General features: G+C 50.2%; 23 protein-coding genes and 1 tRNA gene. 19 read left to right on the top strand and 5 right to left on the bottom strand.

What is annotated here, in order from left to right; all coding sequences use genetic code 11:
- The first annotated feature begins 88 nt into the window (after positions 1–88).
- From Dvar_RS27260 to Dvar_RS27200, 13 genes are all read left to right on the top strand, one after another.
- On the top strand, positions 89–1,264 hold the full coding sequence (locus Dvar_RS27260) for a tyrosine-type recombinase/integrase (RefSeq protein ID WP_419656292.1): 1,176 nt from the start codon (positions 89–91) through the stop codon (positions 1,262–1,264).
- A 284-nt stretch (positions 1,265–1,548) separates the two neighbouring features.
- The gene (locus Dvar_RS27255; RefSeq protein WP_419656291.1) at positions 1,549–1,905 is read left to right on the top strand and encodes a helix-turn-helix domain-containing protein; all 357 of its coding nucleotides are present in this window, start codon (positions 1,549–1,551) and stop codon (positions 1,903–1,905) included.
- Positions 1,906–2,000: 95 nt separating this feature from the next.
- Positions 2,001–2,882 carry a hypothetical protein gene (locus Dvar_RS27250; RefSeq protein ID WP_419656290.1) on the top strand — a complete coding sequence of 294 codons (882 nt, stop codon included), beginning with the start codon at positions 2,001–2,003 and terminating at the stop codon, positions 2,880–2,882.
- Positions 2,883–3,374: 492 nt separating this feature from the next.
- The gene (locus tag Dvar_RS27245) at positions 3,375–4,094 is read left to right on the top strand and encodes a helix-turn-helix domain-containing protein (RefSeq protein WP_419656289.1); all 720 of its coding nucleotides are present in this window, start codon (positions 3,375–3,377) and stop codon (positions 4,092–4,094) included.
- Positions 4,084–5,376, top strand: a complete 1,293-nt coding sequence (gene dnaB / locus Dvar_RS27240) for a replicative DNA helicase (RefSeq protein ID WP_419656288.1) — start codon at positions 4,084–4,086, stop codon at positions 5,374–5,376. The genes Dvar_RS27245 and dnaB overlap by 11 nt, the downstream gene beginning before the upstream one ends.
- 275 nt (positions 5,377–5,651) lie before the next feature.
- Positions 5,652–6,041, top strand: coding sequence for a hypothetical protein (locus Dvar_RS27235; RefSeq protein WP_419656287.1), 390 nt, complete (start codon positions 5,652–5,654; stop codon positions 6,039–6,041).
- 12 nt (positions 6,042–6,053) lie between these two features.
- Complete coding sequence (locus Dvar_RS27230) at positions 6,054–6,203, top strand: hypothetical protein (RefSeq protein ID WP_419656286.1); 150 nt, start codon at positions 6,054–6,056, stop codon at positions 6,201–6,203.
- Positions 6,200–6,763 carry a hypothetical protein gene (locus tag Dvar_RS27225; protein WP_419656285.1) on the top strand — a complete coding sequence of 188 codons (564 nt, stop codon included), beginning with the start codon at positions 6,200–6,202 and terminating at the stop codon, positions 6,761–6,763. The genes Dvar_RS27230 and Dvar_RS27225 overlap by 4 nt, the downstream gene beginning before the upstream one ends.
- A gap of 30 nt (positions 6,764–6,793) precedes the next feature.
- A complete protein-coding gene (locus Dvar_RS27220) occupies positions 6,794–7,378 on the top strand; it encodes a winged helix-turn-helix transcriptional regulator (RefSeq protein ID WP_419656284.1) in 585 nt (194 codons plus the stop codon).
- Complete coding sequence (locus Dvar_RS27215) at positions 7,308–8,900, top strand: hypothetical protein (protein WP_419656282.1); 1,593 nt, start codon at positions 7,308–7,310, stop codon at positions 8,898–8,900. Before Dvar_RS27220 ends, Dvar_RS27215 begins: the two co-directional genes overlap by 71 nt.
- A gap of 14 nt (positions 8,901–8,914) precedes the next feature.
- Positions 8,915–9,577 (top strand): hypothetical protein, encoded by a 663-nt coding sequence (locus tag Dvar_RS27210; protein WP_419656280.1) that lies wholly within the window; start codon positions 8,915–8,917, stop codon positions 9,575–9,577.
- Between the two features lie 18 nt (positions 9,578–9,595).
- Complete coding sequence (locus Dvar_RS27205) at positions 9,596–16,363, top strand: PLxRFG domain-containing protein (protein ID WP_419656278.1); 6,768 nt, start codon at positions 9,596–9,598, stop codon at positions 16,361–16,363.
- A gap of 52 nt (positions 16,364–16,415) precedes the next feature.
- Complete coding sequence (locus Dvar_RS27200; RefSeq protein WP_419656276.1) at positions 16,416–17,657, top strand: hypothetical protein; 1,242 nt, start codon at positions 16,416–16,418, stop codon at positions 17,655–17,657.
- 73 nt (positions 17,658–17,730) lie between these two features.
- On the opposite strand, the gene Dvar_RS27195 is transcribed toward Dvar_RS27200, so the two are convergent.
- Positions 17,731–18,150 carry an ankyrin repeat domain-containing protein gene (locus tag Dvar_RS27195; RefSeq protein WP_419656274.1) on the bottom strand — a complete coding sequence of 140 codons (420 nt, stop codon included), beginning with the start codon at positions 18,148–18,150 and terminating at the stop codon, positions 17,731–17,733.
- 40 nt (positions 18,151–18,190) lie between these two features.
- Positions 18,191–18,382, bottom strand: a complete 192-nt coding sequence (locus tag Dvar_RS27190; RefSeq protein WP_419656273.1) for a ribbon-helix-helix domain-containing protein — start codon at positions 18,380–18,382, stop codon at positions 18,191–18,193.
- A gap of 175 nt (positions 18,383–18,557) precedes the next feature.
- On the opposite strand from Dvar_RS27190, the gene Dvar_RS27185 reads away from it, so the two are divergent.
- Both Dvar_RS27185 and Dvar_RS27180 read left to right on the top strand, forming a co-directional pair.
- The gene (locus Dvar_RS27185; RefSeq protein ID WP_419656272.1) at positions 18,558–18,893 is read left to right on the top strand and encodes a hypothetical protein; all 336 of its coding nucleotides are present in this window, start codon (positions 18,558–18,560) and stop codon (positions 18,891–18,893) included.
- A 110-nt stretch (positions 18,894–19,003) separates the two neighbouring features.
- A complete protein-coding gene (locus Dvar_RS27180; RefSeq protein ID WP_419656271.1) occupies positions 19,004–19,270 on the top strand; it encodes a hypothetical protein in 267 nt (88 codons plus the stop codon).
- A 101-nt stretch (positions 19,271–19,371) separates the two neighbouring features.
- On the opposite strand, the gene Dvar_RS27175 is transcribed toward Dvar_RS27180, so the two are convergent.
- Positions 19,372–19,447: transfer RNA gene (locus Dvar_RS27175), tRNA-Asn, on the bottom strand.
- A 302-nt stretch (positions 19,448–19,749) separates the two neighbouring features.
- On the opposite strand from Dvar_RS27175, the gene Dvar_RS27170 reads away from it, so the two are divergent.
- The 4 genes from Dvar_RS27170 (at position 19,750) to Dvar_RS27155 (ending at position 22,757) form a co-directional block, all read left to right on the top strand.
- On the top strand, positions 19,750–20,175 hold the full coding sequence (locus tag Dvar_RS27170) for a helix-turn-helix transcriptional regulator (RefSeq protein WP_419656269.1): 426 nt from the start codon (positions 19,750–19,752) through the stop codon (positions 20,173–20,175).
- A 29-nt stretch (positions 20,176–20,204) separates the two neighbouring features.
- Positions 20,205–20,531, top strand: a complete 327-nt coding sequence (locus Dvar_RS27165) for a hypothetical protein (RefSeq protein WP_419656268.1) — start codon at positions 20,205–20,207, stop codon at positions 20,529–20,531.
- A gap of 440 nt (positions 20,532–20,971) precedes the next feature.
- Complete coding sequence (locus Dvar_RS27160) at positions 20,972–21,331, top strand: sodium:solute symporter family transporter (protein ID WP_419656267.1); 360 nt, start codon at positions 20,972–20,974, stop codon at positions 21,329–21,331.
- Positions 21,285–22,757, top strand: coding sequence for a sodium:solute symporter family protein (locus Dvar_RS27155; RefSeq protein WP_419656265.1), 1,473 nt, complete (start codon positions 21,285–21,287; stop codon positions 22,755–22,757). Before Dvar_RS27160 ends, Dvar_RS27155 begins: the two co-directional genes overlap by 47 nt.
- Before the next feature lie 257 nt (positions 22,758–23,014).
- Here the strand turns inward: Dvar_RS27155 and Dvar_RS27150 are convergent, their stop codons facing one another.
- Both Dvar_RS27150 and Dvar_RS27145 read right to left on the bottom strand, forming a co-directional pair.
- On the bottom strand, positions 23,015–23,767 hold the full coding sequence (locus Dvar_RS27150; RefSeq protein ID WP_419656264.1) for a methyltransferase domain-containing protein: 753 nt from the start codon (positions 23,765–23,767) through the stop codon (positions 23,015–23,017).
- Positions 23,748–25,001: a glycosyltransferase family 4 protein gene (locus Dvar_RS27145; protein WP_419656263.1), complete on the bottom strand. Its 1,254-nt coding sequence runs from the start codon at positions 24,999–25,001 to the stop codon at positions 23,748–23,750. Before Dvar_RS27145 ends, Dvar_RS27150 begins: the two co-directional genes overlap by 20 nt.
- Positions 25,002–25,201 lie beyond the last annotated feature (200 nt).

The raw sequence follows: 25,201 nt of genomic DNA, 5'->3' as shown, positions 1-25,201 counted from the left end.
TTTTTCTATTGACTTACCCGGACGTACCTGTATATTCAATTTATCTGTTAGGTATAGAGTTAGGTAAAAAATGGCAAGGGAGGGGCTAATGCCGAAGCATCAAGAGTACCACAAAACAAAATATCCAGGCGTGACATATATCAATGGACAGGCGGTGGGCTCCAATAAAGCTGAAAAGATTTATTACATCACCTATCGTCGCGATGGTAAGTTGATATTCGAAAAAGCTGGCCGTCAATTCGTGGATGACATGACGCCATCCAGGGCTGCAGCAATGAGGGGCCGGCGGATTGAAGGGAAAGAGCCGACGAACAAGGAAAAACGGGAGCAGGAGAAAGCAGCCAAGGAAGCCGAGAACGTTCGGTGGACAATCGATAAGCTGTGGGATTCATACTGTGAAAACCATGCTGATAACAAATCCCTGAACAATGAGAAAATCAAATATGAAAAGGCCATCAGGCGCAAGGTCGGCAAAAAAGAACCATCTGAGTTGGTGCCCCTGGATGTGGATAGACTCCGGTTAAAATGGCAGAAAAAAGGCAAAAAGACCATGGCTGCCCGGGTGCTGGAATTGTTACGGCGTACAATCAATTATGGTGTGAAACGTGGCTTGATATCGCCGATCAATTTCAAGATCGAGATACCGCGGTTGAACAACCAGACAACCGAAGATCTTTCACCGGAACAGCTCAAAAAATTAATAGAGGTTCTGGATGCCGATAAGGACCAGACAGCAGCCAATGTCATGCGCCTGGCGTTATTTACAGGCATGAGACGCGGCGAAATATTCAAGCTGAAATGGGATGATATCGATTTCAGAAGGGGTTTTATCACCTTGCAGGATCCGAAGGGAGGCCAAGATGCCACAATTCCATTGAATGAGGCTGCAAGGGCAGTTTTTGAAAGCATCGATGTCGATGAGGATGAGAATCCTTATGTCTTCCCTGGTCGGTTCCCTGGCGAGCATCTGACCGACTGCAGGGATAGCTTTACTCGTATTGCAAAGGCCGCAGAGTTCCCAGAGGGTTTTAGACCATTACACGGGCTTCGCCACGTGTATGGTTCCATGTTGGCTTCTTCTGGCAAGGTTGACCTTTACACGCTTCAAAAACTCATGACACACAAATCTCCGCTGATGACACAACGATATGCCCACCTGCGCGATGATGCGTTGAAGTCGGCCTCACAAGTGGCTGGTGATATTGTGGCTGAAATTACGACGGACAAAGACAAGAAAGTGGCCGGCATTAATGATCGGGATTGAATCCAGAATTGACTTATACTAAAAATGGTATATTATGAATCCGTGGCAAGTCGTATTAAGCAAGAAGGCGGCAAAGCAAACCAAGGCATTGCCGAAGGTCGTACGGGAAAACCTGTATGCCCTGATCCGTCAAATTGAAATATACGGGCCGGTCCGAGGTGATTGGCCGAATTACAGCAAGCTGAGTCCTGGGCGCCACCACTGCCACATTAAAAAGGGGAGGCCCACCTATGTGGCCGTATGGGAAGTGCGCAACCGGACAATACAGCTTGTCGAGGTGACATATGCTGGGACGCACGAAAAAGCGCCGTACTGATAAGGTTGTGGTTCTCACTTTTCGAGGTCCGGAGTCGAAGAAGCAGGAAGCTATAGAAACGCTTACCCGCCTGGGGTACGTGGATACTTCCGATTCAATTCCATGGCGTGAAGCCTTTCCAGAAATCGCCGATGAGGAAGGCCCGGCTGTCGTATTGAGGGCCATGCGCCGGCGTGAAGGCCTCACCCAAAAAAAGCTTTCAGAAAAAGCCGATATTCCTCAATCTCACATATCCATGATGGAACGGGGAAAAATGCCGATCGGGGTGACCCGTGCCAAGAAACTGGGGAAAGCCTTGAATGCGGGATACAAAGTGTTTCTGTGAATTATTTTTGTGGGGCATAGGGTAGCTCCCGAAAAGCCGTTTCCGCGCGGCTTTGCCCCATTTCTCATCGCGGACCTATCCTGCGGAGTTAGGTGATGACCAGCAACTTTCAAGAATATTTCAAAGACCTAAACTTTTCAGAATTAAAAATTCAAGCATCTGGATGGGCCAAAAAATATCAAGAGATTCAAAAGATTTGCTTGTTCAGAGGGCTCTCATTGGAGGGTGTTCCGCGGTATGTGTTAGTTGTTTCCGTACCACCATTAGCGGCTTATCATGTGATTTTCTGCCCATATTTTACACAAGAAGATTTTGAAAAATTTGATAATATCGATGATCAAAAGAAAAAAACATTGGAGAGAACGGGTGAAATACAAAAAGAACTGAGTGGCCAAGTCATATCGGACACACGCAAAAAATCTTGTGATGGGAAAATTCTAAGCGAGGATAAAGCCAACGGTATTGTTCAAAAAATGATTGAATTCTACAATTGGTATGACCCTGGATGCATGCATCTTGAAGATTGTCTTCAACGGTTTTACTGCGACAAAGAACCCCCTGAGGATTATAGATCTGAGTGGATGTGGTTTAATATAGAACCCAATGACGGTGTTGGTGAATATGATATTGTTCATCAGGAAAGCTTAGTAGCACTTTTTGAGCGGGAGCCGACCAATGAAGAGTCAGAGCCATTGCGAAAAAATGAAGCTACAAGCAAAAATGGCATTGATCACAACACAATGTTGGCAAAAAAACGATGGTTGCCCTACAAAGAGTTGAAGAGCAAAGCGGCGGCTGAAGCAAAGCTGCTTTGGAAAAATGGCGATGAGCGCTTGCACCACCAAATGACCGATCACCTGCTTTGCAAACCTGAATTTAAGGACCTCAAAGAAAAGAGACCGGCCCTCCTTAAGAAAATAAAAGAAATTGCCTATGAATTTGGCAGGGTGAAAGGCATCTCCAACGCGAAAAAGTAAAAAATCCCAAAAAAAATCATTTTTTTTACCCCCCTATATGCCGCATCACCCCACCTAATGCGGCATCACCCCCACTTCAATTAATAAATCAATACCGTATATTACCCATAGTTGTTCGAATCATTCTTTAACCCCCTACAACTGCGGGAGTATAACATGCCAGAAGAACAGATTTCTCATGTCGGAAAAAAAACTAAACAAAATCCCCACGTCATCCATCCCCCGTTAAATGAGGTTCAAGCCGCTGAATTCTTGGGTGTGGCAGTTCAAACCCTCAGAAATTGGCGCCATCTATCAAAGGGGCCGGCATACTTGAAGCTTTCACCAGGTCCGCGTGGACGTATCGGTTATCTTTTCGAGGATCTTAATGCGTACCGGGACCGATGCCGTATCGACCCTGAGGCGGCATAGGGACAGCGATTATGATCAGAATGAATCAGACCAATCGATGGGCGGGCGTGAAGCAATATTAATGAGCGGCGAGGCGGACGCATGGCGTCATTTAAATTCGAATGGCAAAAGATAATTGCATCAAAATTTGGTCCGAAAAAACCGACCACGAGGCATGTCCTTTTGACATTGTGTATACACATGGACAAGGACGGTGGATCTTGCTTTCCTTCAACCAGAACGCTTGCAGAGGAAACTGGGCTTTCAGAGAGAAGCGTTTGTACGCACCTTAGAACCGCTTCTACTGATGGGTGGATCAACACGCACACAAGAACAGGTTTTGGTCAGGCCTGGGCACAGAATTCATATACTGCCTTAATTCCTAAAAAGGTACTGAAAGAGGTTCAGCAGCAAGGCACTGAAAGAGGTTCAGTACCAAATGATAAAGGCACTGAACCTCATGCAGAAGGCACTGAACCTAACGACATAAAGGCACTGAAAGAGGTTCAGTCTAGTAGTTATATAACAGTCAATAGAACAGATCATAATGCAAAAGCATTTTTGTTGAAGGACGGATCAACCTATCACATCAATGATGAGTTCCTCCTGATCCTAAAAAGTACCTACCCCCTTATCGACGTCGAATGCGAATTAAGAAAGATCGCCACTTGGTGTTATTCCAACGAATCAAAACGAAAAACCCGCCGGGGAGCAAAGCGTTTTGTGAACAGCTGGATGGCGAATGCAAAACCCACCATAAATCCTGAATCAAACAGTTGTCCGGAGGAGTTCGACTTTGCGAACCAGTTCCATGAAGAATAGACAATTCCCACAGGCTATCGAAGCCGAAGAATCCATCCTTTCCTCTTGTCTCCTTGGTTCCGAGGATGAATGCTGCGAATGCCTCAAACCAGAGGATTTCTATAAAAAAGCACATCAGGTTATTTTCCAAGCTGTTTCTGAACTTCAAGCCAAGGGGCAACCGGTTGAAAGCAATTCAGTGGTTCAGAAACTTCGGGAGGCTGGAAACCTGGAAACGGCCGGTGGTGCATCTTACATAGCCATGTTGACCGATGTGATTCCTATAGCAACGAGCATCTCTCACTATGCCAATCTGATCAAACAGGCCTCCACAAGGCGTCAGGTGATCGCCAAGGGGCAAGAAATAGTTACCAAGGCATACGATAACCCCGACTTTGAAAGTCTCATTAACGAGGTCCAGAGGGCTTTTTCCAATGTGGATATCATTTCCGGCGGTGAGTGTTTCACCAGCTATCGAGATTTGGCCGAATCGATGCCGGATAAATGGGAAGCCCTGGGCGATAACACTGGATTGACCGGGATACCATCGGGGTTGAGTCCGATAGACCGCATTACTGGAGGGTTTCAACACCCCGACCTAATAATCATAGCCGCCAGGCCTGGAATGGGGAAAACAGCACTTTGTTCGAACATAGCTGAAGGGGCTGCCCGGAATGGTCATCCTGTATTTATCCTGTCCCTTGAAATGAGTTGCGAGCAACTTTATTCCAGGCAGACCGCAAAAACGGCCAAAATCGACAGCCAGAAGTTCAGATTAGGAGGAATACAGACGGCCGAATGGCAACGCATCCTCGACGCACAGAACGAGCTTCAACGTCTCCCGATCTACATCGATGACACCCCCCGGCAACATTACATGGAAATTATTAGGCGCAGCCGGCGGGCCGCTCGTGAGCATGGAATCGAGCTCATAATCATCGACTACCTACAGCTTATCCGCGGTGATGGCAATCAACGAAAAGATCTCGAGGTCGGGGATATCACTGGAGCGTTAAAAGGGCTTGCAAAGGAGCTAAACGTACCAGTGGTTCTGCTTTCTCAACTCAACAGAGGGGCAGAGGGGCGGGACGATAAAAGACCACGCTTATCGGATTTGAGGGAGTCAGGGGCTATCGAGCAGGATGCCGACATTGTGATTTTTATCTATCGCGACGAATACTACAACAAGGAAACCATGGAACAAGGGATTGCTGAAATCAATTTTGCGAAGCACCGAAACGGTAGGACCGGCCCTGTTAAACTGCGCTGGCTCGGATGGCGTAGCAGTTTCGAAAACCTTTAGGTTTGCCGGTACCGCCTCAACCGGCAGAATCGGAACAGCCCCCGGCCGCCTCCCGGGGGCTGTCCCAAACAATGAGAGGAATACGGTGAAAACACCACTACCAACATCATGCCCAATCCAGACCGAAAGACTCACACCGGGCGTTACCCGGGCCTGTTGTTTTGCCCCAAAGTTTTTCAGGGAGCTTATCGAGGACGGCACCCTATGTATCGATCGAGGATGCCCGTTGATTCAATGTTGTGGCCTGATTTCGTTCTGGCCGAGAAAGGAAGATTATGACCGTTTCAGCACTCAACTTTAAATCCTTCGAACGTGGCGCCATGCTTGGTTTCTTCGATTTGAGGTATCACGGATTGACCATCAAGGGTTGCCGGCTGATGAGCTCAAACAATGGCCTATGGATTGCCTTACCGCAGAAAGAAGCCGATCAGGATGGCGGACGAAAATACTTTGACCAGATGTTTTTGACCCCACCCGAAACCGAGCATGTCCGCAAACTGGCCATTGCCGATTTGCAGACCCAGGGCCACATTGACCGGCCGGTGGCCAAGAAGGAAGCCGCGGCTAAACAGGCCCCAAAGGGCAGCTATCGGGCACCGGAGGGGGAGGATTTGTCAGAGTATTACGTCCCGCCAGGTGACGATGGCGACGATATCCCATTTTAAGGGATGAGCTCCATGTCAACCGACCGGATCCACATCCCCTATGAAGGCGACCCAATAGAGGCGCTGGAGAGGGCAATCAAACAGCATGGTGATGGACCAGCATTTATTCTGGTGCCGGCCGAACACTGGCACCGATTCAAACAGAAAGGGAGTAAGAAATGAACCAAACCTACACAGGCCTTTGCAAAGAAATCCGAGAAAAAGCAGCCGGGGCAGATGTTGAGCTATGTGAAGCGCAGAAATTGGCCGGCGACATCGCTCGATACCTCGAATCATTTTCCCAAGAAGTCCGCAGCGCAAAGCCACGGTTGGAAAGAGTCAAGATCAAGCTTCCAGAATTTTATGCGGCCCTGGTCCTTGCCGGCGGCAAATCGCCGGACATCGAGGCCAAGATTGAATCCCTGAAAAGCCAGATTGCCAATTTTGAGACGCTCATCGAATTCGGCCCACAGACCATCCGGAAACTTGAAGAAATGTTCCGGGAGGCTCAAGACCGGACGCGGAAGGTACAATCATCAATCGACAAACTTGAGGCGCTCAATGCCTACGAAGCGACTAAAGCCAAGCTTCGAGACAAGTTCAGAGAGAAAGACCTAAACAGGCTTCGAGGCCTGTCTTTTCAGATAGCCGATCACGGCCCAATCCGCCGGGATTATGAAGGGTTCATCGTTGAGATGAAGGAGGTCCTTCATAAACAGGATAGCCGGTATATCCATCGTTAAATGTCAACCAATGTCAACTGAGTGTCAACAATGGCCGACGCAAAAATAAATGATCGTAAGTTGTTACGGCTGATTGACAAGGATGGAATGAGTCAATCAGCCGCTGCCCGTGAGCTTGGTGTGAGCCGGCAGGCAGTGAGCAAAAGGCTTCAGGAGCTGCGGGGGAAGACTACCAAGGCGGTTGTTGCCAAAAAGGTGGAGCAAGTCGTTGATCAAAAGCTTGATGCTGTTCACCAGCTGCAAAAGATAAATCAGAATGCGAACGAACTCCTTGACCTTTGTATGGCCTGGGGCCGTGGTGATGATGAGGCCCTGCAGATACTGGAATCTCAGCGGACCACGCGCACGGTCAGAATCGGTGATGAAGAAATTGACGTCACGGAGTTTAGATTCAAGGACCCTCGTGAACTGGCATTGAAGGCCATGGCCGAGATCCGTGGGCAACTGAAGCTGCAGTTGGAGATTTTCCAGGCGCTTTATGATCTTAAGGCTGCCCAGGAATTTCAAGAGGAAGTTCTATCCGCAATCGGAGAGGTTTCGCCGGATGTTAGAAAGCAGATCATTCATAAACTCAACCAAAGACGTGCTATTCGATCAGCTGTTCGATTCTCTTGATCGACGATTCGGCTTATCGAATGATTTCAGCGATTACAAAGAGGATCCGGTTGGCTTTGGTGAAACTGTTTTAAAAGAGGATTACACCGACGATGTAAAGCGAATGATGGAATCAGTTCGGGACAATCCGGTCACCATTGCAAAAAGTGCAAATGCTACCGGAAAAACGCATGGTGCCGCTCGCGTTGCCACCTGGTTCTACAAGGCCTTCCCTGATTCTCAAGTGTATACCGCGGCGGCCCCTCCCGAATCGAACCTGAAAAAGCTTCTCTGGGGGGAGATCGGCGGGTTGGTGGAAAAACACCCGGCCCTTTTTAAACCCGATACCGTCAAATATCTCCATCTCGAACGATCAGCAAAGAGCTTTACCACTGGGGTAACCATTCCTATGTCGGGAACCGTTGCACAGCGTCAGGCCAAATTCAGCGGCAAACATGCCCCACACCTTCTGTTCATACTTGATGAAGGAGACGCCATAGGCGACGAAATTTATTCAGCCATAGAATCTTGCCTGTCTGGTGGCCATGGCCGCCTTCTCGTCATGTTTAACCCACGCGCAGAGGCCGGCGAGGCATACCGTATGGAACGGGACGGAAGGGCAAACGTCGTCAGCCTCAGCGCTTTTAACCATCCCAATGTGGTTGACGGTGAGGACCGGATTCCCGGCGCCGTTACCAGGGATGTAACCGTCAGGAGGATAAACGAATGGTGCCGGCCCTTAGCTGAAGGCGAACGGCAGGATAGCGAATGCTTCGAACTGCCGGCATTTCTTGAAGCAGCCGTTGCAAGCAGCCAGGCCGGCCATGAATATCCACCACTTAAAGCTGGATGGTACAAGATTCTTGAACCTGCATTCTCATACATGGTTTTGGGTGAGTACCCGGCCCAGGGTAGCAATGCCCTCATCTCCAGGGAATGGATTGCTAACGCTCGATCCCGATGGGACGCATACGTTGTCGAACACGGTGAACAACCACCAAAGGGAACACAGGCAATCATGGGCCAGGATGTTGCGGAATTTGGATCAGACATGAACGTTTCATCCTTTCGATACGGTGGATATGTCGAAAGGATGGTGTTCTGGTCTGGGGTTGATACCGTTGTAACGGCTGATCGTGCGGTTGTTGAATATCAAAGCCGTAATGTGATGTGGGCAAATGTTGACGCTACGAGTATCGGTGCCGGCGTAGCCCCTCATATGCAACGGCAAGGGTGTTCGGCGAATCCTGTCAAAGTGGCCTCATCGCCGACCAAATCCACTGAAATTGGGGACTTCAATATCCTTCGAGACCAATTGTGGTGGCAGGTTCGTGAGTGGCTTAGAACTGATCCAGGGGCCATGTTACCACCAGATGAAATGCTGCTCGAGGAGCTTCAAATACCAACCTATGAAATCGTCAACGGTAAAATCAAGGTGATGAAGAAGGACGTAATGAAAGACCTTCTGAAGCGTTCGCCCGACCGAGCAGACGCCCTTTGCCTTACCTTCGCTGAGGTCGATCTACTATTTCCCAATCTTTAACCGGAGGTTCAACAATGGTTGACACTGTCACAAGAGCAACAAAAACAAGCCAGGGTCTCATCTTTCACCAGCTTATAGATGAAAATGGAGTGGGAAAACAGGGCCAAAACTACACTGCTGTTTACGGCGGCATCCATTGGCCAAGTGCTGACTCTCCATCATATTTTTGTATTATAGGAGAGGAGTATTTGGGAACTTTTGAGGGTAATGTGATCCGTGGGAAAGTCCGCCTTTTTAGCGAATTTGAAAGCGAGAGTGTTTCGCTGGATGGCTTCTTTTCACGAGTGGCAGACGATGCGGCTCGATTTCACTGTGGTTCTGTGTTTGCGGCGATGGATGAGCTCAAATACACCGATTTTACAACCGCCTACAACGATTACCAATTCGAAAAAGGAATAAGTTTAGCGCGTCTTGAGCAGGCACCTTTCGAAAAAGAATTCGTGGTCGGTGTGGCCATGATCCAGGATTTCCACAGAGATGGACGTCTTGATCTTCCAACAGATTCAATCGTCTACAAGCAGTTGAAAAGTTTCGGAAGGCATAACCTTAAGGACCAGCCAGAAGAGAAATTCTTTGCTGTTGATGCCCTCCGCTTTGCCTTGGCTGCCCTTCGAAAAAATAAGCCGGGACCTTCACGCAGAAGGACCAGGCGCAGACGAAACGCTATGATTGTGTAATCCTGAAAGGATAAAAAAATGAACATAGACAACCTGTTATCACATCCTGATTACCAAAGCCTCTCGAACGAGGACAAGGCCGCCGCCCGTCTGGGCTGGCTCGAAAAGAATGTTGTCTCGAAGCCTGAATTTCAGGAACTTCCAGAGGAAGATAAGATTGCAGCCCTGAACGGATTCGAGCAACTCGTAAAAACAAAAACGGGCACGAACAGCGATTCAAAAGAACCTGGATCATCGAGAGTGCCAACCGCTATCGACGAGTGGAAAAAAGACGCGGAATTCAATGCCCTGCCTTATAGAGAGAAGCGCCAGGTATTGGGCAATTATTTTGACCTGAATATGGCCGACGATGAATTTTTCACCATGGACTATGCCGAGCAGGACCGTATCAAGGAAAATTACTTCAATACTTACCTTGGACCTGCCCCGAAAGACTTCACACCGTCAACGAGCGCTGATGCTCCTGAGTCATCAAACCAAGAACCTTCAGTAGCGAATGAATTTGGCAAGGGGCTCGTCCGGGGCGTTGCGGGGATTCCGGAGAGTGTTGGGCTTGGTATTCAATACACGGGGCAGCGCCTCAAAGGTGAAAATCGCTCCGAAGAGTATGCGCGGAATCCTAATCAGGCCTTTGCCCGTATGCTGCAGAGTCAAAGAGACGATGTTGTTAAGACGATGGGCCAGTATGAGAAACAGGGAATACCTCGTGATCAAGCCTTCCAGAAGGCGGTGCTCAATGTTCTTCAGGGCGACTTCGAGAAACGTCAGCAGATCGGTGACAATATTTCAGCGTTTGGGAAAACAGCCGCCGACTATTGGGCTAAGAAACAAGAGCCCTTTGCCCCCCATGAGAGCATTAACGGAAAGAACGTATGGGATAACCCCGAGCTACTTACCAACGCAGCGTGGTGGGCTTCCGGGGTGGGTGAAATGTTGCCGTCATTGGCGGCTTCAGTCGTTCCAGCCGTGGGAGCTCAACAGGCTACTTTGAAGATCGGTGGCCGGTTGATTGCCTCGACACCGCAGGCGTGGGCCAAGCTGGGCCAACTTGCCACGGTTGTAGGCGCCGGTACCGGTGGCCTCGTCGGTGGTGCTCTTGAAGGCAGCCAGACCTATAAGCAGGTTTTAGAGGAAACCGGAGACGAAGCACAGGCGGCCCGGGCGGGCGAAATGATGACGGCCGCTGCCGGCGTGCTTAACTCGATCGGTAATGCCAATTTCCTTGAAGCCCTTGGTAAAAACGTTGTCAGCCGCTTCGGGTACGGTTTCGCCATCGAGGGAGTTACCGAAGGTGCCGAGGAGCCGGCCGAGGTCGGTGCGAAGCTTGCGGCGGCCATTATTGAAGGTAAACCACTGCCGGACAATGTCACCCAGCAGTTTTTAGACGCCTTCAAACAGGCGGCCACCGTATTCCCGATTGCCGGTCTCGTCGGTGGTGGTGCCGCTTCCACGAGGAGCAAGGCGCATAAAGCCATTGAGGAAACGCTTCCAGCTGAAGAACGAAATAAATCAGCTGAAGAGCTGCTGGACGATCAAGCCCCGGCCCAACCGGATCCGGCCCAGGAGATCAGGAAGAGCCTTGCCCGGGGAGAGATCGGAACCGACCATGTGAAGGCATTGCGCGCGCAGGTCAGGGATAACCATCCGATGGCCAAAGAACTGGATAACATCCTTGCTGAAGTTCAAGCCAGTAATCAAGCCACCCAGGATCAGCCGGCCCCTTCTGAAAAACCGAAATGGTTGACCAGCATGACCGATGATCAGGTCATGAAACGCGTCAGGAACCTGCAGAAGAGCGAACGGCAAACCGGCAGATTATCGGAAAAGCAGCGTCAGAACTTAACAACCCTGAATCAGGAAATGGCTGATCGAGGGATCAAGTCCGCTGCCGAGTCCGCGACGGTGTTCCAGGAGGCCATGTCCAGTGAGGACCAAGCCAGAATAAAGGCCCTGAACGAGAAGGCCGCTACAGCCAAGGCCGAAGCCGTTGAAGGACTCACCCGCGAGACCGGGAAGTCAGCTGAGGAATCAGCCCGGGTGATGCTCACCGAGCAGGAAATAGCCAACAACCGGATGATCAGAGAGGGTGTTCCCGCTGCGAGGAAATTTGTGCAGGAAAATCCGGAGGCCTACCAGGTTGCTCAAAGCATTCATTCAGCGCCATCCAAGGAATCGGTATCAATTCCCCAAACACCCGCCTTGCCAGCCGGCCAGGGGTTTCAGCTGGTCGAGAACAAAAACCAGATTCCCCCCGAGCTTCGTCCGGCATTTCAGAAAATGCGCGAATCAGTGGAAGCCGGTGACGCCAAGAACCGGAACGCCAAAGGACATCCAACAGGCTCAACCTATCCCGATTGGTTCAAAACCATATCCAAGCGGGACAGGAAAGCCATGCAGAAGGCCGGCGTAGTGCCTACCGGAGGATGGTCCCGCAAGGAATTTGAAAGGATCATTGAAAAGGCGGAAAACGGGGAGGAGATGACCGAACGGCAAGAGGCCCGGTTTGAACAATTGCTCAGGGTGGCCGAGCAGGTTAAGGGCACCGACCCGGACCTTGTTGCCGATGCTGACGCCGATGCAATCGAGAGCCAAGGCTTCGAGCCCGTTATGGATAAAATGCCGGTCGGGAACTTGAAAAAAGGCGACCAGGTTCTTGTCCGAACCGACAAGGGCGAGGATGTCCTAACTCACAAAGGATATGATTCCCAAGGGGATGCCATTCTACAAGACGGTGAAACGATAAAGGCCGATCCGTTTGACCAGATCATGATTGATGGTATCAAGAAAAACGAGTCGGACCAGGCGGCAGAGATCGACGCCCAGGCGCATGAAGCAGCCACCTCCCCGAGGAACAACCTTCCGGAACCGACAGAGGCCCAAATCAAGGCAGGCAATTACAAGAAGGGCCACGTCACAGTCAACGGTTTGGATATCTCCATTGAAAATCCAGAAGGGTCAACCCGCAAAGGTGTGGATGAGGACGGAAAGAAGTGGGAATCGACAATGATCGGACATTATGGATATTTCGCACGATCAGAAGGAAAAGACGGCGAGCAGATCGATGTGTTTGTTGGGCATGAACCGTCTAATAAGGTTTTCATCGTTGACCAGGTAGACCCGGGGACAGGCCGTTTTGATGAACACAAAATAGTGATGAACGCTTCTGACGAGGAATCGGCCAAGGGCCTTTACCGCTTCAATTATGAACCGGGGTGGCAGGGCCTGGGGGCCATTACTGAAATGCCGATCGACCAATTTAAGGATTGGCTATCAAAAGGGAAGCAAACCAAGCCCGTAGGTGATATCTCGGCTTCTGGCAGGACACAAGCCTCACCGCCCGTTATCACGATTCAGGACGTTCAACAGGCCTTCCCCAAACAGAAGGTTAGACAAAGCGGTGAAGGAGCGTTTACCATCAACACCGGTTCCGGGCATTCCATCACCTTGCATGGGGTTGAGTCCATCGATGACGATGAGATTGGCCTCAAGTTCAGTTCGACCAACGAGATTACCGCCAGGGGCAAGCGGCAGATAGCTGGCGCCTATGATCCGAAAAGCCAAACCATCCGCATTGTAAAGGGGGTGGGTGATCGATCGACGATCAGGCATGAAAGCTATCATTTCCTTGAATCATCCAATCTCATCAAGCCTCAAGAGGTGAAAGCCCTAAACAATACCATCCTTCAGAAAACCGGTAAAAAGGCCAACGAGGAGGCCCGGGCAAAGTTCGTTGAAGCCGAGTTAAAGAAACGAGAATTCAACCGCCACAGCGGACCAGTACGCCAAGCCCTTCAGAGGGTAGCGGATTGGATAGACAGTCTGGTGAACCTGGTCAAGAAAACGTCCCGTGGTGTGATCAGGAACATCGAAAGCGGCAAGGCCTTCAACCGCCGGCCGTCACCCGGCAAGCCCAAATCATCAGAAACCCGATACAGTATTAAGGAACCGATAGACCCCAGCGAATGGGCAAAGCAGTTCCTTAAAGACCACCTTGAGAACGACCAGCAGGCTAAAGAATCGGTCGAGAAGCTTAAGGAGGCCGGGAAGTCCGATACGGTCATTCATGACGAAGCAAAGGGTTTGTTCGGGTACGTCAAAGAACGTTTCGGCAAGGGCTTCGTCGATGACGATATGAAGTGGTACGACCGGGCTTTTGGCCTGCCTTATTGGCTGGGCAAGAAATACGAGAGCATGAACGCCGCGGTTGACATTGAGATCAACGCCGCCGAAATCCGGGCCAAAGAGTTGTTTAACGACTATGATGGTGAGCTTGGCCGGATCCAGGAATCAATCCCCAAGAATAAAAAGCGAATGCAGGAGCTTCGGGATCTTATTTGGAAATGGGACGGTCAGCGCTTTCCGAAAAAGGCGGTTCCAAGTGATTGGTATCGGGAGATTGAGGACAGTGGGGAGATCGAGATCAACACCGATCACTATGAGGAAGTCCGGGCTTTCCTGAAAGAGGACGGGGTTTCCAAACCGGTAATTGATGCCTTTATGACCATCCGTCAAAAGCTGGATGAAAAATGGATCGATGCAGAGCGGACCCTTCGGGGTGAGAACCTGGATCAGACCACCATCGAGGAATATCGCTCGATGATTAAAAAGACCCACAACTATTTCCCACACCGCCGGACCGGTAACGCCCATGTGTCGATCATCAACAAGGATACCGGGGATGTCGTTTACCGTGAGCACTACAACACAGCCAAGGACCGGATATTGCCCATCAACAAAAAGGCCAAGGCACGGGCAGGGACATGGTTGAAAGAGGCAATAGAGAAGGGCAACGTTACCGAGAAAAACCGTTCCGCCTATGAGATCAAGATCGGGCCGGTAAAGAAGCTTCCTGATGAGGCCTTTTTTCAAATACCTGCCGAGGCAATGCAACTTTTGGTGACCGAAGCCGGCAAGCGGTTGGAAAATGCCCGGGTTGGATATGAGGCCGAACGTCTCTACAACCGTCAGGGTAAGACGAAGAAAGAGGCCATCGAGCTTGCAAGGAAACGCATGAGGGCCGATATGGATGCCGCTTTGTCCAAAGCCGTAGCCGAAGTCTTTCAATCCAGGGGTTGGGCTTCCCATGCCATCGGGAGAAAAGGCACCCCAGGGCATGAGACCGATGATATTTTTGGTATCCTGTTCGACTACCTGAGCGGTTATGCCGGATTCAAGACCAAGATCAGCCGGGCTATGGCCCACCATGACAATCTTATGAAAGTGGATCCGAAGCAGCACCCGAACGAATACCGCCACCTTTCCAAATACGTCAAGGATATGCTGGCCAACCAGGACCGGGTTGATAAGTCCGTTGACAGTCTCCGCGGGCTGTTCTTCGTCAAATATCTTGGCTTTGTGGTCAAATCGGGGATGGTCAACCTCACCCAGAATGTTGTCATGGCTGCCCCGGTTCTCTCCATACACACCAAGGGCGGGATACTGAAGGCCGAACGAATCCTTGGAAAGGCTATGTTTGATGTCCGGAAAGCTTTAACCAGCAAGGCCGCATGGACCGGTAAAAAGATCGACTATGCAACGCTTTCAAAGGACGAGCAGCAAGCCCTGCATGAACTTGTCGAGTCTGGGGCTTCCATGGACTTATTCCTGAAAGAGCTCAAGGGCAACATGCCGGGGAGCGGCTGGACCAAGCACTTTAAGAAGGTGGTCGATAAGGCCGGGATCTTCATGGGGGTGGCCGAGAAATTCAACCGAGCGTCCACCGGTCTGGCAGCCTATCGTCTGGCCCTCAAAGAAAAGGGCATGCAACACGACCAGGCCGTGGATTTCGCCAAACAGGTAATTTACGACAGCCACTTTATTTACGGCAAGGTCAACCTGCCCACTGCTTTCCGTGGGGGAGACTTCCAGAAGGTGGCCAGGGCCGCATACACATTCCGCAGTTTTACCCACAATTATGTTAGCGCCATGGTTCACCTACTGACGAATTCTGGATGGTCCGGAAAAAGGGCATTTGCACGAAGCCTACGCAATCTTTTTGTTGTCGGAGGGTTGACGGCCATCCCGTTCTTTAAAGCCCTGTCTGAGGCTTTATTATGGTCGATGGGCGACGATGACGAGGATGCAATGACTATCGTTCGGGAAAGCTTACCAAACGAATGGTTGAGAGATTTGGCGGTCTATGGCCTGCCAGGGGTGGCCGGCGTCGATCTGACCGGCTCCTTATCGATTGAGGTGCCGAGGTCCTGGAAAGACTTGGCCGGCGTCCCCTATGCCATGATTGAGGATACGGTCAACGCAGTTGAGAGCCTGAAATCGGGCGCCCATTACCGGGTCTTGTCCGAGACACCATTTACGCCGATCGCTGTGCGGAACGCTATGCGAGGGATCGAACTTTATGCCCTGGGCCAGCATACCCGGAGCGGCAAGGCCATCAATTACCATGGCGCCAAAGGCCCGAGAAAGATCAGCGCAAGCGAAGCGGTATTGAAAAGTTTGGTGGGACTACAGCCGGTCTCTTCCTCAAAATCCTACGGTGCTTATCAAGCCACCCAAAAGATGCAGGATGCCCTTCAGGAAAAGAAATCAAAATGGGCAAGTCGATACGTCAACGCTATGATCCGCATGGACGCGGAAACCATGGAAAAGGTCAAGGCAGAGGTGACCGAGTGGAACGTCAAGGCAAGGAAGGAGGGTAAGCCACACAAGATCATTAACATCCGCCAGGCTGTTGCCTATCGACTGAAGCCAAGCTCGAAATATTTGCCTAAAACGTTGCGTAAGGAAGCAACTAAAATAGCTGAGGCCTGGGGCAAGGAAGATTCTTGAGGCCCAGGGCCGGATCATATCGATTTACTTAAAACAATAGGAGATAAAGAAAATGCCTGATAAATATGGGCGATTCAGTTTGGATGATGGCTTGGCAATAGCAAAGACGGTGAACGGTATCCATAGCAGGTATGAGATAGAGGAAAAACGCCGGGAGGAAGAAACGCTTCAAAAGAACATTTACGACGCAGCGGCTAAACTGCAAAAGGGGGAACCCATTACTGGTTATTCCCCCGAAGTCCAATACAAGGCCGCTGGCATGAAATTCGACCAACAGCTGAAAGAATACAACGTCACCATACAAAAACATCTTGCCTCTGATGTGGGACGAAAGACAAAGCTGGCAGAGCTTCAAGCCACAAACCAAAAAGCCGGTGAATTATACAAAAAATACCATGCCGCTCGTCGATCTGGCAATGATGATTTGGCACGACAGATAGGCCACCAGTTCAATAATGAAGTCGTCTACAACGGCATCAACGTCAAGCCATCCGGAGAAGGCAAACTCAGTCTGACGAAATGGGACCAGTCCACCGAGGAGATCGATGATTTCCCAATAGAAAAATATGATGAAATGATCACCGGCTACATGCAAACACCGCCAGAGGAATTGGCAAAGCTTCAAATGGGAGGTGAGCAACTCAGGATTAAAAGCAATGCCGACATCTTCAGTAAGCGAGAACCGATGGTCAATGATAACGGCGATATCGTTTACCGAATCCCCGCCGGTATGCGCGATAAAAAGACAGGCGAGATCATGCCAGCATTTTACATCCGCAGCTTGGCCGACACGGAACCCATTCCAGCGGAGCAGGTCAAGGGGGGTGGATATCGCGCCATGTCCGTCCAGGAAAACATTGATAAGACGAAAAAAGCCAAACTGGAAAGGGATAAAATAAAAGCGGAAACAGCAAGGACGCAAGCAAGAACGGCAAAAAATAAGAAGGAAACGGAACTCCTTGGGAAACCAAAACCTACAGACGAAACAAAGCAAGCCGCGGATCAGCGCAAAAAATACAAAGAGGACCTTGAGCTCTCCTTGAAACCTTTTGCTGGTAGCAAGCCGGTATATGATCCGATCAACGATACAATGACAGGCGAGGGGAAGACCGCTTTAGATGCAGCCCTTAAACTGGTCAGTAAGTATGAAAACAAAGAAAGCCTGACAGCTGATGAAAAGAAAAAACTCAAATACGCCATTCGTGCGGTGAATATTTACAAACATATATCAAATGACATATCAAGTGGTTATGTCGGCAAGCAGGGTACTCCATCCTGGAAGGATTATCGATAGTGCTAAGGCCCTGTTTCTGCGGGGCCTTATAGTAGCGTTTTCATCCGATCAGAATAATGAATCGTAGACAGCACTATTCATCTTTTAACAAAGAAATCAGGCGTGTGTATTCGTATTGCGAAGCATAATCGTAGGCTGTGTTTCCGTACTTGTCTTTGATATTTTTATCCGCATTATATTTCATCAGTATTACGGCCACATCATAAAAATTATAATAGGAGGCGTAAATCAAAGCTGTTGCCTTATTCATGCCTTGAGCATTAACATCTGCGCCTCTTTTACAAAGACATTCGACGGCCTCTTTTTTTCCACTATATGCTGCAATGATAAGGGGTGTATTTCCAGCTTGATTCTTCGTCTCGATCGACACCCCTTGATCCAATAATTTTTGGAGAGCCTCAACATCCCCAGTCTTTGCATGGTACAGGGGATTGCCACAAGAACAGATGAAAAAAGCCAGAAAAACGAGTGCTATCCACTGAAATTTTTTCATTTATAGCCATCCCTTCCTAAGAGTATTTGGGACACCCAACCTATTTTGTGGCCTTCTCGTACTTTTCGAGAACGAGCTTAATCCCTTCTTCAAGTACTTGGTTAAGTCGCTTCCCCTGCTGGGCGGCAAGAACTTTGAGGGCTGTCAGTAATTCAGGATCAATCGTTGTGTTTATATAGGTCTTTTTCGGCATAGCAGAAATAAACCATGGTTGATTAGTTGAAGTCAACATTTACCTTGACATTTGCAACTAAAGTAGTAAAGTTGAAATCAACTAAGCAACTATTCCCAAGTTCGCAAACAATAATCCGATTTAAATTATGCCTGAGATGCCTGGCTTGGTGACAGCCGGGGCCGCATGCGAACGGTGGGACCATCTCGGGCATTTTTATTTCAGGAGGTGCAGCATGACCGAATCAACCGCTATCACGGAAAAAAACAGGGAAGATGTTGTCCAATACATCAAAGGCGCCGTCAAAACAGCCACAAGAGCCAACGACGCTTTTGGTCTCATAGAGGCATTACTGGAGAACACTCGCAGAGACGGTGAAGTTATCGGTGGAGATGAAAAACTTTTTTGTTTGATATCAATGTTGGAAACAGGGATCAGTCATGCAAGAGATGGTCTCTATGAATTGATTGTTGATGATTTACTAATCGCCCTGGAAAATCTTGGGGAGAAAGTCGATCCGGATAAAAAAAAGGCGGCCCGTTTGATAACAGCCGAGCTTACAATTCCCTGATCACACCATCGCCAGCACCAGAGCTTGTCCAAAATTAACAATTCGGGTATCCCTTGGTAATAACCTCAAGCCGAAGGATACCCGTTTTTTATGAAAGGATACCCTACATTATGAAATGCCCACTGTGCGGCGGCAACCTATCGGTGTCACAGACCCGGAAAAACATCAGTGATAAATTGGTCCAGAGGGATCGATCATGCGATACACCCCTTTGCCCGTACGTTGAACGGACATACGAGGTTCTCGAGACCGATGATTTAGACGACCTGTTGGAGCAGTCTTTTGAGACGCTTCGGAGGATTGCCAAGAATATTGGCAGTGAGCGGATCGGTGATCGGTTGCTTGCTCTTCATCGGGAAATATCTGGGATGAAATAAACCTCAAAGGCAAAATGGCGATTTCAGGCCGTTTTGTTAGGTATAGAGTTAGGTAAGAAAAAAGGGCTTACAGATCTATTTCTGTAAGCCCTTGATTTGTTTGGCTCCCCAGCACGGACTCGAACCGCGGACCCAGTGGTTAACAGCCACTTGCTCTGCCGACTGAGCTACTGGGGATCAGGTGGCTCCTTCAACTGGTGACCAGCTGAAGAAGCGCCATATTTAGACGACTCGGGTTGGGATGTCAAGCTATTTTTTCCTAAAAAATGAGTAATTCAAATTTTTATTCCATTAGACAAAGGTTTCTTAATGCTTTGCGATAAACGCTCAGCTGCTGATAATAATTCATGTTGACGCGATTGGACAAATGGGTGACAATAAATCCATTGTTTTTTAAAGAATTATATATAAATATACAATTCAGCGTGGCAGGCCTGTCACGAACATGCAAATATCCATTAACACTTGGGGGGTATGTCGTGGAATTGACAATTCCTGAAAAAATTCAGCTGCTGAGAAAACGAATGGGAATGAATCAGGGGCAGTTTGGTGCAAAGGCATTTAATACCAGTGAGGATGCCGGACGAACAAAAATCAAAAACATCGAGTTGGGTAAACAAAAACCAACAGGTGACGACCTGATTCAGATATCCAAGGTCTTGAACGTTCCGGCATCCATTTTCGATCCTGCATCGGGTGAAAGCACCATGTCACAAAAACCATCGGAGCAGGGGATTATGGTCGACCAGGCGGTTCTGGATCGTTTTCACCAGTTGGGGCCCTACCTGGAGATGCTCAACCGCGCGATCACCATCAAGGATGAAGAACTGATCGAGCATATTGCCGGTAAGCTTTCAGATGTATTTGCGATCAGAGCGCAGCCGCTCAAAGCCATCAACAACTGACGAATCATCTTTTTGATGAGGAGGTCGTCGTGAATCATAGCGATCAGCACTATCATGAGATGCGGGATCAATACCTGGAATTGCTCTGGGCCGCACAGAAAGTGGAAGACCGCCGCCTCACAGAACTGATCCTTCAGCGTCTCAAGGACACGGCCATCGAGATGACGGTGGCCCCTTCGCCAGCCTGTGAGATCATTCCTTTCCCATGTATAATTGGACATCATTATGGAAATGAGACAATGCATGCTCCCAGCCATTTGATGTGGCCCCGTCAACCCCTCCGCCATCTGATCTCCATCTTGTGCGGTTACTGGATTGTCGTCCTTTTTTTCGGCCTTTTCGGAGTTACTGCTTGAATATATATTGATTTCCCGTCCATGATGTGCCGCCATCGCCTGCCTGCCGGCATCCACCTGTTTTTTATCTCGCCGATGTAAAAAAGTACATTTAATAGTTGACAAAATGTAAAAATATACTTTTAATGGGTATTAATGTCCTTCTTTGCCTGAAGGCAATGCCGGCAAGACACCGCCGGAAACATACCGGCCCTTTTCCTGCGGTGTCTTGCCATGTGCACCGTCGACTGGCCGTTGAAGCCTCTTAGTTGGAAATGAACCTGAAAAATTTTTAAGCAACAACTGCTCAGGGCGTGAAAAGCGTTATCGCAGTACCGGCGTCCTGGTTTTTAAAAAAAACACACAGGAAAGGAGGTCGAACCCATCTGGATAGGAGCCGTGGTTGTACTGACAACCCACACCGCATCATTTCCAATACAAAACTAAAGGAGGGCGATCCAATGAGCGGAACAGCCTGGGTTTACATCATGCTGGGCATTTATATCGTTTATTGTTTTTATTGGGGATTGAAAGGGTATTTCACCGAAAAGACCTCGTCCGGATACGCAATTGCCGGACGGTCGATTCCTTTTATCGCATTTTTAATGGCCGCCACGGCAGCGTCTTTTTCCGGGTGGACGTTTGTCGGCCACCCAGGGCAGATTTGGAGCCAGGGAATGGCCTATGCCTTTGCCTCATTTTATGTGCTGACGATTCCGATCACCGGCGCATTTTTTGCCAAGCGCAATTGGCTGCTTGGCAAGCGATACGGATTTGTCACCCCCGCCCCCCCCCGGCGACATGTTCGCCTATTACTATAACAACGAGGCGGTTCGCTGGCTAACGGTGATCACCGCCTTTTTGTACTCCATGTTCTATTCCGGGCTGCAGCTGATTTCAGCCGCGGCCCTTTTTTATTGGGTGGCCGGCGTCCCTCAAACGGTCGGTTTGATCATCATGGCCGCCATTGTCTGGTTCTATGTTGTCACGGGCGGGCTCAAGGCCAGTACCTGGGTGGGCGTGATCCAATTTTTGCTGCTGGTCGGCGGGATTTTTCTGCTCGGTTATTTCGTCATTACCTCAGATATCATTGGCGGCTGGTCTGCCTTTTCGCAAAAGATCAAGGCCCTTGATGATCACTACACCAAAGTGCCGGGCCTGATTCATTTCGGGCTGGGCGGGGGATGGACGGCGATCATGATCCTGACCTACATGTTCGCGCTGATGGGGATCCAAAGTTCTCCCGCCTTCACCTTGTGGAATTTTGGCATCAAGTCGCCCAAACCACTAGCCTGGCAACAGGTATTCATGTCCACATTTCTTGTCGGCGTGGCCTTGTTCTACTTTGCCTCTTTTCAGGGGCTGGGTGCTAAAATCCTGGAACTGGAAGGCGTCATTGCACCCAAGGTGGACGGTGATGTGGTTCCCATGCTCATGACCCAGTTTCTTCCCGGGCCGGTACTCGGATTGGTTTTTTTAGGAGCCATCGCCGCCATCCATTCGACCGCCGCCCCGTATATAGGCACCGGCGGCACGATTCTGCTTCGCGATGTGTATTGGCGTTACATCCGCAAACGGAATGCCAGCCATGCCGAGCAGATTTGGGTCAATCGCGCCCTGTCCACTGCCGTCACCCTGGCTGCCGTCGTGGTCAGCCTCACCGCGCGAGATGCCATTGTCATGATTGGCGGATTTGCCACGGCGTTTGGGTTTCTCATGTATCTGCTTTTGCTGGGGGTGCACTGGGGATGGCGAATTCCCAGCATTGGCGCGACGCTGGGGATGATTGCCGGCATCGTGGCCTGTTTTCTCACCTACTATGTGTGGCGCTATCCATTGTCCATGCACACGGCCTTCTGGGGGCTGTTTGTTGGCCTGGCCGTTGCCTATTTGTGCCGAGGATTGGGCGCCAAGGACACCGAGGAAACCCAGAAGCGACAAGCTGAGGTGCGCGCCTGGCTCGATAGTGTGGATGCCCCTTCTGAAAATGGCCGCAAATGGCGCAAATGGATGAAACTGGTGGTTCCGCTATGGTTCTTTTTTGCCATCGGACCCGCTTGTCTGTTGGGCAATAACGCATTTTCGTTCTGCGGCTTTCCAGCCCTGTGGTCCTGGCAGATTGTCTGGTGGATTTTAGGCATCGTCATGATGTGGGCGCTTTGCTTCAAGGCTGAAATGTCCACCACCAATCAGGAACAGATTCGTCGGGCCGATGAAGAGGTCCATATTGTGGTCAAAGAGGTATGAAATTGTAGGTGGGGAGGTTGAAGGTGGAAGGTGGGAGGTAGAAGGTGGAAGGTTGAAGGTTGGAGGTGGAAGGTTGAAGGTTGAAGGAACTTAATCATCCGTACCATTTTCTCATCCATGCGACCCTTGTTTGGGCAAAAATAAATACAAAAAGGGGGGAATATGAAAAAAGAAGATATGTGGCTGATTGGTGTACTGGCGTTTTCGATCGTCTGGACCCTTGCGTTTGGTTGGGGTGTCTTCGGGTAGCCAGCGACTCAATAATGGGCACCGAGGTATGGGGTCAGCCTTCGGTGCCCTTTTTTTTTCTGCACATATACGACCAGACTTTTACCCATCAGCGGGTTGAGCAGACGATCCGCCAGCCGGGTGATCCAGGGCTTTTGCATGATGTCCCAAACCAGCAGGCGATGGTAAAGGTTCACAAGTGTCGAATCGGTGCGGGTGGGGCCGATCAGACACTTGAGCCACCAAAAAGGGGTGTGGATGCTGTGGGCATGGTGATAGCCCTGAAAATGAGTGCCTGCCCGCACCAACAGATCGATCAGCTTCTTTTTGCGGTAAATACGAACATGGCCCTGGTTGGCCTGGGAATAGTCTTTGGCAAGGGCCCAGCAAACGCGTTCAGGAAAAAAGCGGGGAACGCTGACCACCAGGGGTTTGCCGGGTTTTAGCACCCGCACCAGCTCGCGGATTGCCCTTTCATGATCCGGAATATGCTCCAGCACTTCACTGCAGATCACCAGGTCAATACACGCATCGTTAAAAGGCAGGCAGGTGACGTCTGCGGCGCCAAAGGCCCAGGTTCCACCCCCATGAGCGCCCAGGCGGTCGTGGAACCGAAGGCGCTGCCGGGCTTCGCCAAGGTCGTCCAGATTCAGATCCACACCCATTACCCTGGCGTCCTGAATCTGGTAAGCCGCCGCAGTATGGCGACCCGAACCGCAACCCACGTCCAGGATCCAGGCACCCGGGTGCACTGACAAGCGGTTAAAGTCGACCGTAATCACGAAGCACCTCATGGTAGGCAGCCACGGTTTTTTCAGCAGCCCGCTGCCAGGTAAAATGCTGCAAGACCCGCTTGTAGCCGCGACGGCCCAATTCAGCGGCGTGCTCCGGGTGGTCCAGTAAATCGGCCATGGCTTGTGTCAGGGCCGTGGAATCCGCTGGGGGAACCAACACCCCTGCATCACCGACCACCTCGGGCAGGGCACCGCCTGTGGTACTGATCACCGGCGTCCCGCAGGCCATGGCCTCGCCGGCCGGCAATCCAAAACCTTCGTACACAGACGCTACAACAGCCATGGATGCACGGGCATATTGGCGGACAAATTCATCATCACTGATGTGGCCTAAATAATGGATCAGGTGGCCGATACCCAATCGCTGGATCAGCCGTGCAATACCCCCATTCATTTTGGGGGTCCCCACCACCACCAATCGGACAGTGCGCTGCCGGGCAAGCTGCGCCACCGCATGCAGGAGGTAGTAAAGCCCTTTTAACGGTACATCCGAGCTGTTGGTGACAATAATGCGTCCCCGCTCGCGCTGGATGTCTGAAATGGGGTAAAACAGCCGGGTGTTGATGCCGTTGGGGACCACACAGAAGCGTTCTTGGGGGATGCGAAATGCCTTGGCGATATCCTGGCGGGCACACTGGGAAACCGTAATGATGCGCCTGAGTGTCCGTGATACCCGTTTTTGCATGCCGATAAAAGAGAACCAGCGCCATTGTTTAAGTTTTTTCCAGAATGGACGCACGGCCCGTATGGCAATTTCGCGGTCCACGGTGATCGGATGATGAATGGTGGCGATGGTCGGAATTTTTTTGGCGATGGACCAGATACCATACGACAGGCTTTGATTGTCGTGGACAATGTCATACCGGCGCATTCGGGTGCGCAAATACCGTTGGGCACGGAATCCAAATGTAAATGGCTCGGGAAACCCCATGGTGGAAACCCCCGCCCACTCCATCAAGTTCACCGGGTCCGTCAGCTCCCGAAGGGTGGGAACCCGAAACAGATGTTCCGGATTATAAAGGTCCAGACAGGCCGGCTGGCAAAGGGGAATGTCAGGATCCAGCAGGGGGTCCGGCGGCCCTGAAACCACTTCCACATGATGGCCAAGATCTTTCAGCGCCCGACAAAGGTTCTTCAGATAGACCCCCTGACCGCCGCAGTGGGGATTGCTCCGATAGCTCAGCAGACAGATATTCAAGGGGCGATCAGGGATAGGTACCATAATTGATTTTACGCGGCTCCTGATTGAAAAAAGATAACAGAACTATCGTCAAGTCCTGGCAGGCGTCAAGCCTTTTTGCAGAGGTACAATTTGTTAGGATTCCTACCTATAGAATACCTTTATAGCATTCAAGATAATGTTTTTGGGCTGCGTTATCGGTCGTCGCGGTATTGATTATACAGCTTTCTCCCTCTGGCCTT

This window comes from Desulfosarcina variabilis str. Montpellier (genome assembly GCF_048565275.1).
Classification (GTDB): domain Bacteria; phylum Desulfobacterota; class Desulfobacteria; order Desulfobacterales; family Desulfosarcinaceae; genus Desulfosarcina; species Desulfosarcina variabilis.
The sequence above is the reverse complement of the archived record's forward strand: the minus strand, read 5'-3'. Positions and strand labels throughout refer to the sequence as shown.